11 protein-coding genes are annotated in these 7,992 nt (G+C 59.8%); all 11 read left to right on the top strand.

Going from position 1 to position 7,992, the window contains the following annotated elements; genetic code table 11:
• Positions 1–282: NADH-ubiquinone oxidoreductase-F iron-sulfur binding region domain-containing protein (locus tag ACTIEN_RS21340; protein ID WP_439525165.1), on the top strand; the 282-nt coding region annotated here is incomplete at its 5' end.
• 161 nt (positions 283–443) lie between these two features.
• The gene (locus ACTIEN_RS21335; RefSeq protein ID WP_439525164.1) at positions 444–776 is read left to right on the top strand and encodes a hypothetical protein; all 333 of its coding nucleotides are present in this window, start codon (positions 444–446) and stop codon (positions 774–776) included.
• A gap of 89 nt (positions 777–865) precedes the next feature.
• Complete coding sequence (locus tag ACTIEN_RS21330; protein WP_439525163.1) at positions 866–1,261, top strand: DUF5333 domain-containing protein; 396 nt, start codon at positions 866–868, stop codon at positions 1,259–1,261.
• Between the two features lie 196 nt (positions 1,262–1,457).
• Positions 1,458–3,476 carry an NADH-quinone oxidoreductase subunit NuoG gene (gene nuoG / locus ACTIEN_RS21325; RefSeq protein ID WP_439525162.1) on the top strand — a complete coding sequence of 673 codons (2,019 nt, stop codon included), beginning with the start codon at positions 1,458–1,460 and terminating at the stop codon, positions 3,474–3,476.
• Positions 3,477–3,481: 5 nt separating this feature from the next.
• Positions 3,482–3,883 (top strand): hypothetical protein, encoded by a 402-nt coding sequence (locus tag ACTIEN_RS21320; RefSeq protein WP_439525161.1) that lies wholly within the window; start codon positions 3,482–3,484, stop codon positions 3,881–3,883.
• Positions 3,884–3,890: 7 nt separating this feature from the next.
• Complete coding sequence (gene nuoH / locus ACTIEN_RS21315) at positions 3,891–4,919, top strand: NADH-quinone oxidoreductase subunit NuoH (RefSeq protein ID WP_439525160.1); 1,029 nt, start codon at positions 3,891–3,893, stop codon at positions 4,917–4,919.
• 11 nt (positions 4,920–4,930) lie between these two features.
• Positions 4,931–5,425, top strand: a complete 495-nt coding sequence (gene nuoI / locus ACTIEN_RS21310) for an NADH-quinone oxidoreductase subunit NuoI (RefSeq protein WP_085629564.1) — start codon at positions 4,931–4,933, stop codon at positions 5,423–5,425.
• On the top strand, positions 5,422–5,832 hold the full coding sequence (locus ACTIEN_RS21305) for a carboxymuconolactone decarboxylase family protein (protein ID WP_439525159.1): 411 nt from the start codon (positions 5,422–5,424) through the stop codon (positions 5,830–5,832). The genes nuoI and ACTIEN_RS21305 overlap by 4 nt, the downstream gene beginning before the upstream one ends.
• On the top strand, positions 5,829–6,431 hold the full coding sequence (locus tag ACTIEN_RS21300; protein ID WP_439525158.1) for an NADH-quinone oxidoreductase subunit J: 603 nt from the start codon (positions 5,829–5,831) through the stop codon (positions 6,429–6,431). The genes ACTIEN_RS21305 and ACTIEN_RS21300 overlap by 4 nt, the downstream gene beginning before the upstream one ends.
• 95 nt (positions 6,432–6,526) lie before the next feature.
• Positions 6,527–6,832 carry an NADH-quinone oxidoreductase subunit NuoK gene (gene nuoK, locus ACTIEN_RS21295; protein ID WP_072777106.1) on the top strand — a complete coding sequence of 102 codons (306 nt, stop codon included), beginning with the start codon at positions 6,527–6,529 and terminating at the stop codon, positions 6,830–6,832.
• A gap of 4 nt (positions 6,833–6,836) precedes the next feature.
• A partial coding sequence (nuoL, locus tag ACTIEN_RS21290) for an NADH-quinone oxidoreductase subunit L (RefSeq protein WP_439525157.1) occupies positions 6,837–7,992 on the top strand: 1,156 nt, incomplete at its 3' end.

The raw sequence follows: 7,992 nt of genomic DNA, 5'->3' as shown, positions 1-7,992 counted from the left end.
GCCTTCTACAAGCACGAAAGCTGCGGCCAGTGCACGCCGTGCCGCGAAGGCACCGGCTGGATGATGCGGGTCATGGATCGACTGGTGCGCGGGGAGGCCGAGGTCGAGGAAATCGACATGCTGTTTGACGTGACCAAGCAGGTCGAGGGGCACACGATCTGTGCGCTTGGCGACGCGGCGGCATGGCCGATCCAAGGGTTGATCAAGAACTTCCGCGACGAGATCGAAGATCGGATCAAGGCGCAGCAGACCGGTCGGTTGAGCGCGGTTGCGGCGGAGTAAATCAATTTCGAAATTGATTGATACGGCCATTCGAACGGCCTTTGGGAAGGCGCTTGCAGGTGCCTTTTCCGCTCTCTGATCAAACGTCGTTTTGACGGGGGCTTGCATGCCTGACCACTCTGGGCGCATTGTGGCGCAAAGACGAATAATGAGGGTGAGCCATGAAATCGGCATGGGCAACAGGCGCAGTTCTTTTGGCATTGGCCGCGTGTGGACGTGGAGAGTTGGAGACCGTGACCTTTGAGGGCGCACGCTTCAACGGCGATCTGAACTCGCAACGCAGCGATCGCGCGGGATTTGTGGCCACAGGGGGCCCTGCGTCGGTCAGCCTTGAAGGTTCAAAGCAGGCCGCCCGATACCAGGTGGTGCAGCACTGCATTGCGTATCTCGGAAGTTCGGATGTCGCGTGGGTCAACGGGCCTGACGTAGAGGATGCAGCTCTGGTCATCGAAGATAACGAAGTTGTCCTGACCGGCCGGTGCATTGAGCCATAAACCGCTGTTTCAACTCGCGAATACCCCGTGATATTGAATTACCACGGCAAGGGACCCCATATTGGTCCCGGAAGTTACTGGATGGACTCATGCGCGTTTTGACTGCTTTTTTGGTGATGGCTCTTTCAGCCGGGTCTGCCGTGTGGGCCAAGCCTCCGTTGCGGGAGGTGGCCGTGATCGACAACGGCTTAATGGCCGTGGCCATCGCCGATGCGATCCGCAAATCATGCGACAACATCGACGCGCGTCTGTTCCGGGCCTATTCCGCCTTGAGCACCCTGAAAACTCTGGCGCGCGAACGGGGGTATACCGAAAAAGAGGTTGAGCGGTATGTGACCTCGAAAGACGAAAAGGCGCGCATGAAGGCCAAGGCCGAGGCGTTCTTGCAGGAAAATGGCGTGGCGCCAGGCGACAGCGCGGCACTGTGCCGATTTGGCCAGCGGGAAATCCAGTCCCAGACCGTGATCGGTCAACTGCTGAGATAAGAGGCAGCAAGGGCTGACTTTGCGTCCTGTTTCATAGCCATGACGGGATTGCCCCCGCGTCGATATTTCCCGTTTTCTTTTTTCTCAACGTCTGGTCTATTTTTTTAAGCCACGTTAGAAGGCGGGCGACGTCAGCCGATCGCCTCTTTGCCACGGCATCGACTGCGCCAGCCAAATGGGAACAAAGGGCTCGGGCATGTCTGACTTGCGAAAGATCATCATTGATGGAAATGAAGTTGAAGCGGAAGGCGCGATGACGCTGATCCAGGCTTGTGAACAAGCCGGGATCGAAGTGCCGCGATTCTGCTACCACGAACGTCTGTCCATCGCAGGCAACTGCCGGATGTGTCTTGTCGAAGTGGTCGGTGGCCCTCCCAAGCCCGCCGCAAGCTGTGCGATGCAGGTCAAGGATCTGCGCCCCGGCAAAGATGGCGAACCACCCGTGGTCAAGACCAACTCGCCCATGGTCAAGAAGGCCCGCGAAGGGGTGATGGAGTTCCTGCTCATCAACCACCCGCTAGATTGCCCGATCTGTGATCAGGGTGGCGAATGTGATCTTCAGGATCAGGCGATGGCCTATGGCGTCGATTTCAGCCGCTTCCGCGAACCCAAGCGCGCCACCGAGGATCTGAACCTCGGTCCGCTCGTTGAAACCCACATGACGCGCTGCATTTCCTGCACCCGCTGCGTCCGCTTCACCACCGAGGTGGCGGGCATCACCCAAATGGGCCAGACCGGTCGGGGCGAGGATAGCGAGATCACCGCTTATCTTGGCGAAACGCTGGATTCCAACCTTCAGGGCAACATCATCGACCTGTGCCCGGTGGGCGCGCTGGTCTCGAAGCCATATGCCTTTACCGCCCGTCCTTGGGAACTGACCAAGACCGAATCCATCGACGTGATGGATGCGCTTGGTTCCAACATCCGCGTTGACACGAAGGGCCGCGAAGTCATGCGGTTCCTGCCGCGCAACCATGACGGTGTGAACGAGGAGTGGATTTCCGACAAGACGCGCTTTGTCTGGGACGGTCTTCGCCGTCAGCGTCTGGACACGCCTTACGTCCGCGAAAACGGCAAGCTGCGCCCTTCCACATGGCCCGAAGCGCTGACCCAGGCGGCCGAGGCGATGAAGGGCAAGAAACTGGCTGGTCTCGTGGGGGATCTGGTCCCGACCGAAGCGGCCTATGCGCTGAAAACCCTCATTGAGGGGCAGGGCGGTCACGTCGAATGCCGCACCGATGGGGCGAAACTGCCTGCGGGCAACCGGTCGGGCTATGTCGGCACGGCGGCGATCGAGGATATCGACAACGCCAAGGCGATCCTGCTGGTCGGCAGCAACCCGGCCATCGAGGCACCGGTGCTCAATGCGCGCATCCGCAAGGCCTGGACAAAGGGCGCGCGGATTGGCGTGATCGGCGAGGCGGCGGACCTGACCTATGAGTACCACCATGTCGGCACAGGCCCTGCCGCGTTTGACGGTATGGACAATAACGGCTTCGATCCCGAGAAAGACGGGCCGTCACTGATCATCGTCGGGCAGGGTGCCCTGGTGCGCGAAGACGGCGCGGCGGTGCTGGCCAGGGTGATGGCCTTGGCCGAAGCGACCGAGTCCTCCTTCATGGTGCTGCACACTGCTGCGGGTCGCGTTGGCGCGATGGATGTGGGCGCTGTAACCGAGGGTGGTCTTATGGCCGCTCTGGACGGGGCCGAGGTGGTCTACAACCTGGGTGCGGACGAGGGTGACATTCCCGATGGTCCCTTCGTGATCTACCAGGGCAGCCATGGTGACCGGGGCGCGCATCGCGCCGACATCATCCTGCCAAGCGCCGCCTATACCGAGGAACAGGGCCTGTTCGTGAACACCGAAGGCCGTCCGCAAGTGGCGCTGCGGGCCAGCTTTGCTCCGGGTGAGGCCAAGGAAAACTGGGCGATCCTGCGGGCGCTTTCGGCGGAGTTGGGCGCGACACTGCCGTTCGACAGCCTTGCGCAGCTCCGTCAGGCGCTGGTTGCGGATGTGCCGCATCTGGCGCAGATCGGCCAGGTTCCGGAAAACGACTGGCAAGCCGAAGCGACCAGCAAGCTGGAAGATGCGGATTTCCGCAATGTCATACAGGATTTCTATCTGACCAACCCGATTGCGCGGGCCAGCAAATTGATGGCCGAACTGTCGGCGGGCGTGAAAGCCCGCAAGGACACAAAGATCGCGGCGGAGTGAGTGTGATGCGCCAAATGGCGGTCATGAAACCGGTCGCCCTTGCCGTGGTGGGTGGTTTGTCCGGTTGCGATGTCGCGCAGCCCACGACGCAACGATTTGCGCCAGAGTACAAAGGTGTGCAGACCGCGCTCTTGGACGGCGACCTGGTGCAGTTCGACGTGGCCATGCGCGGGGCGCGCGGGCCGTCGGACGTGGAGAACTATGCCGAATGTGCGGCGGCGCAGTACGCGTTGATCCGGGGGTACGGATTTGCGCGGCATTTGCGCACAAATGTTGACGAAGAGGCTGGCCTCTGGCGAGGAGATGCGGTTTACACCATCTCGCCGGCGCTGCCCCGTGGGGTGCGGACCATCGACGCCGAAGTCGTGACCGCCTCTTGCGTTGAAAACGGAATACCGATGGTTTGAGGACGTGATGGCTGACTTCTTTACCACCCCTTTGGGGATCGGCGTGATTATCATTGCACAGTGCCTTTCGGTTCTGGGCTTTGTGATGATCAGCCTACTCTTCCTCGTTTACGGCGACCGGAAAATCTGGGCCGCCGTGCAAATGCGGCGCGGACCGAACGTTGTGGGGGCGTATGGCCTGCTGCAAACGGTTGCGGATGCGTTGAAATACGTCGTGAAAGAGGTGGTTGTCCCCGCCGGGGCCGACCGACCTGTGTTCATGCTGGCGCCGTTGACCAGCTTTGTGTTGGCGATGATCGCCTGGGCGGTGATCCCGTTCAACGACACATGGGTTCTGTCCGACATCAACGTGGCGATCCTGTTCGTCTTCGCGGTGTCCTCGCTGGAAGTGTACGGCGTGATCATGGGGGGATGGGCGTCAAACTCCAAATACCCGTTCCTTGGTTCCCTACGCTCTGCCGCGCAGATGATTTCTTACGAAGTCTCGCTGGGTCTCATCATCATCGGCATCATCATTTCAACCGGCTCGATGAACTTTGGTGACATCGTGCGGGCGCAGGACGGCGACTTCGGGTTCTTCTCGTGGTACTGGTTGCCGCATTTCCCGATGGTGTTCCTGTTCCTGATCAGTGCCTTGGCCGAAACCAACCGTCCACCGTTCGACCTTCCCGAAGCGGAATCCGAACTGGTTGCGGGCTATCAGGTGGAATACTCCTCCACGCCGTTCCTGCTGTTCATGGCCGGGGAATACATCGCGATCTTCCTGATGTGCGCGCTGATGAGCCTGCTGTTCTTCGGCGGCTGGCTGTCGCCGATCCCGGGCCTGCCGGACGGCGCGCTGTGGATGGTGGGCAAGATGGCATTCTTCTTCTTCATCTTCGCGATGGTGAAGGCGATCACGCCACGCTACCGCTATGACCAATTGATGCGCATTGGTTGGAAGGTATTCCTGCCGTTCTCGTTGGCGTGGGTGGTCTTCGTGGCCTTCGCGGCAAAATTCGACTGGTTCTGGGGCGCATTTGCGCGCTGGGTATAAGGAGAGCAATGATGACGCAGATCGACTACGGACGCGCCGCCAAGTACTTCCTTTTGCAGGACTTTTATCAGGGCATGAAGCTTGGCCTGAAGTACTTCTTCGCCCCCAAGGCGACGCTCAACTATCCGCACGAAAAAGGTCCGCTGAGCCCGCGTTTCCGCGGTGAACACGCGCTGCGCCGTTATCCGAATGGCGAAGAACGCTGCATTGCGTGCAAGCTGTGCGAGGCGATTTGCCCGGCGCAGGCGATCACGATTGATGCCGAACCGCGTGACGACGGATCACGTCGCACCACGCGCTATGACATTGACATGACCAAGTGCATCTATTGCGGCTTCTGCCAGGAGGCCTGCCCGGTGGATGCGATTGTCGAAGGTCCGAATTTCGAGTTTTCGACCGAAACGCGCGAAGAGCTGTATTACGACAAGGCCAAGCTCTTGGACAACGGCGACCGCTGGGAAGCCGAGATTGCGCGCAACCTCGAACTGGACGCGCCGTACCGATGACCGATCCGAAAACCCCGTTCGAGCTGATGATGCAGCAGGCGCAGGAGATGGCCAAGGCTTTCAACCCGGCGCTGTCGTCGTTCGATCCCAAGGGGTTCGAAAAGATGTGGCCGACGATGCCCAAGGACGCCATGGAGATGTGGTTCGGCAAGGGCATCAGCAAGGACGGGCTTGATGCCAAGACGCGGCTTTTGCTGACGCTGGCGGGATTGACGATGCAGGGCGCACAGGCCGACACACAGCTGCGCATGACGGTGCGCCACGCGATCGAGGCGGGTGCCACCAGAGACGAGATTGCCGAGACCATCGCACAGATGTCAATGTTCGCCGGTATTCCAGCGATGACCCGCGCGATGGAACTGGCGCGAGATGTCATGGAAGACGACAATAAGGATGACGAGACATGATGGTCTTTGCCTTCTACCTCTTCGCGCTGTGCACGATTGCCGGCGGACTTTTGACGGTGATCAGCCGAAATCCGGTGCATTCGGTGCTGTGGCTGATCCTTGCCTTCCTCTCGTCTGCCGGGTTGTTCGTGCTGTTGGGCGCGGAATTCGTGGCGATGCTTCTGGTCATCGTCTATGTGGGCGCGGTGGCTGTGCTGTTCCTGTTTGTCGTGATGATGCTGGACGTGGATTTTTCCCAGCTGAAGGCCGAAATGGCGCGGTACATGCCGCTGGCCTTGCTGTTCGGGGTGATCATCCTGATGCAGTTCGCGCTGGCTTTCGGAGCCTGGGAAAGCAACGCGGCGGCCGAAGGGCTGCGCGCGCAGGTGGTTCCGGTGGACCGGCACAATACCGAAGCACTGGGCCTCATCCTCTATGACCAGTATTTCCTGCTGTTCCAGCTTGCCGGTCTGATCCTGCTGGTGGCGATGATCGGTGCGATTGTCCTCACGCTGCGGCACCGGTCGGACGTGAAGCGCCAGAACGTTCTGGCGCAGATGTATCGTGTTCCGGCCAAGGCGATGGAACTGAAAGATGTGAAGCCGGGGCAAGGGCTTTGAGCCGGGGCGGCTGGATTGCAGTCGCCATCGGCATTGCCACCGCTGTCTTGGTGGCGAACGGATACTTTAGCGGGCAATAGACCCGGAGGGACGTGATGATAGGACTTGAGCATTACCTGACAGTGGCAGCGGTGCTGTTCGTGATCGGGATTTTCGGGCTGTTCCTGAACCGCAAGAACGTGATCATCCTGCTGATGAGCATCGAATTGATGCTGCTTGCGGTGAACATCAACCTTGTCGCGTTTTCGAGCTTCCTTGGCGATCTGGTCGGGCAGGTGTTCACCCTGTTCGTGCTCACGGTTGCCGCGGCCGAAGCGGCCATCGGGCTTGCCATCCTTGTCTGTTTCTTCCGCAACCGTGGGTCCATCGCGGTTGAAGATGTCAACGTGATGAAGGGCTGATCCGATGGAAACGCTTATCCTGTTTTCCCCCCTGGTCGGGTCGCTCATCTGCGGGTTTGGCTGGAAGTTCATCGGTGAAACGGCCGCGATGTGGGTATCCACGGGCCTGCTGTTCTTCGCCTGCCTGCTGTCCTGGATCGTGTTCCTGACCCATGACGGCGTGACCGAGACCATCGACATCCTGCGCTGGATTGAAAGCGGCACGCTGAGCACCGAATGGGCGATCCGGCTTGACCGTCTGACGGCGACCATGCTGATTGTGGTCACAACGGTGTCGGCGCTCGTGCATCTGTATTCATTTGGCTACATGGACCATGATCCGCAGTGGAAAGAAGGCGAGGTCTACAAGCCGCGCTTCTTTGCCTACCTGTCGTTCTTCACCTTCGCGATGCTGATGCTTGTGACGTCGGACAACCTTGTCCAGATGTTCTTTGGCTGGGAAGGTGTGGGCGTCGCGTCTTATCTTCTGATCGGCTTCTACTACCGCAAACCGTCGGCCAACGCTGCCGCGATCAAGGCGTTTGTGGTCAACCGGGTGGGTGACTTTGGCTTTGCACTTGGCATCTTCGCTCTGTTTTTCCTTGTCGACAGCATTCGCTTTGACGACATCTTTGCCGCCGCCCCCACGCTGGCGGAAACGCAGCTGACGTTCCTGTGGACGGAATGGAACGCGGCGAACCTGATCGCGTTCCTGCTGTTTGTCGGTGCGATGGGCAAGTCGGCGCAATTGTTCCTGCATACTTGGTTGCCGGACGCGATGGAAGGCCCGACACCTGTTTCGGCGCTGATCCATGCGGCCACGATGGTGACGGCAGGTGTGTTCCTGATCTGCCGCATGTCGCCGCTCATGGAATTTGCGCCCGAGGCGATGACATTCGTGACATTCATCGGGGCCAGCACGGCGTTTGTCGCGGCGACCATCGGTCTGGTGCAGAACGACATCAAGCGCGTGATCGCCTATTCGACCATGTCGCAGCTGGGCTACATGTTCGTGGCTGCCGGGGTCGGAGTCTATTCGGTGGCGATGTTCCACCTGTTCACACACGCGTTTTTCAAGGCGATGCTGTTCCTTGGGGCCGGTTCGGTCATCCACGCGATGCACCATGAACAGGACATGCGGAACTTTGGCGGTCTGCGCAAGAAGATCCCCTATACGTTCT

Source organism: Marivita sp. (assembly GCF_051859345.1).
GTDB lineage: Bacteria > Pseudomonadota > Alphaproteobacteria > Rhodobacterales > Rhodobacteraceae > Marivita.
The sequence above is the reverse complement of the archived record's forward strand: the minus strand, read 5'-3'. Positions and strand labels throughout refer to the sequence as shown.

Bases quoted from the DNA above. Each gene is read 5' to 3' on its own strand.
- ACTIEN_RS21335 (WP_439525164.1), top strand. From the start codon at position 444: ATGAAATCGGCATGGGCAACAGGCGCAGTTCTTTTGGCATTGGCCGCG.
- ACTIEN_RS21330 (WP_439525163.1), top strand. From the start codon at position 866: ATGCGCGTTTTGACTGCTTTTTTGGTGATGGCTCTTTCAGCCGGGTCT.
- nuoG (WP_439525162.1), top strand. From the start codon at position 1,458: ATGTCTGACTTGCGAAAGATCATCATTGATGGAAATGAAGTTGAAGCG.
- ACTIEN_RS21320 (WP_439525161.1), top strand. From the start codon at position 3,482: ATGCGCCAAATGGCGGTCATGAAACCGGTCGCCCTTGCCGTGGTGGGT.
- nuoH (WP_439525160.1), top strand. From the start codon at position 3,891: ATGGCTGACTTCTTTACCACCCCTTTGGGGATCGGCGTGATTATCATT.
- nuoI (WP_085629564.1), top strand. From the start codon at position 4,931: ATGACGCAGATCGACTACGGACGCGCCGCCAAGTACTTCCTTTTGCAG.
- ACTIEN_RS21305 (WP_439525159.1), top strand. From the start codon at position 5,422: ATGACCGATCCGAAAACCCCGTTCGAGCTGATGATGCAGCAGGCGCAG.
- ACTIEN_RS21300 (WP_439525158.1), top strand. From the start codon at position 5,829: ATGATGGTCTTTGCCTTCTACCTCTTCGCGCTGTGCACGATTGCCGGC.
- nuoK (WP_072777106.1), top strand. From the start codon at position 6,527: ATGATAGGACTTGAGCATTACCTGACAGTGGCAGCGGTGCTGTTCGTG.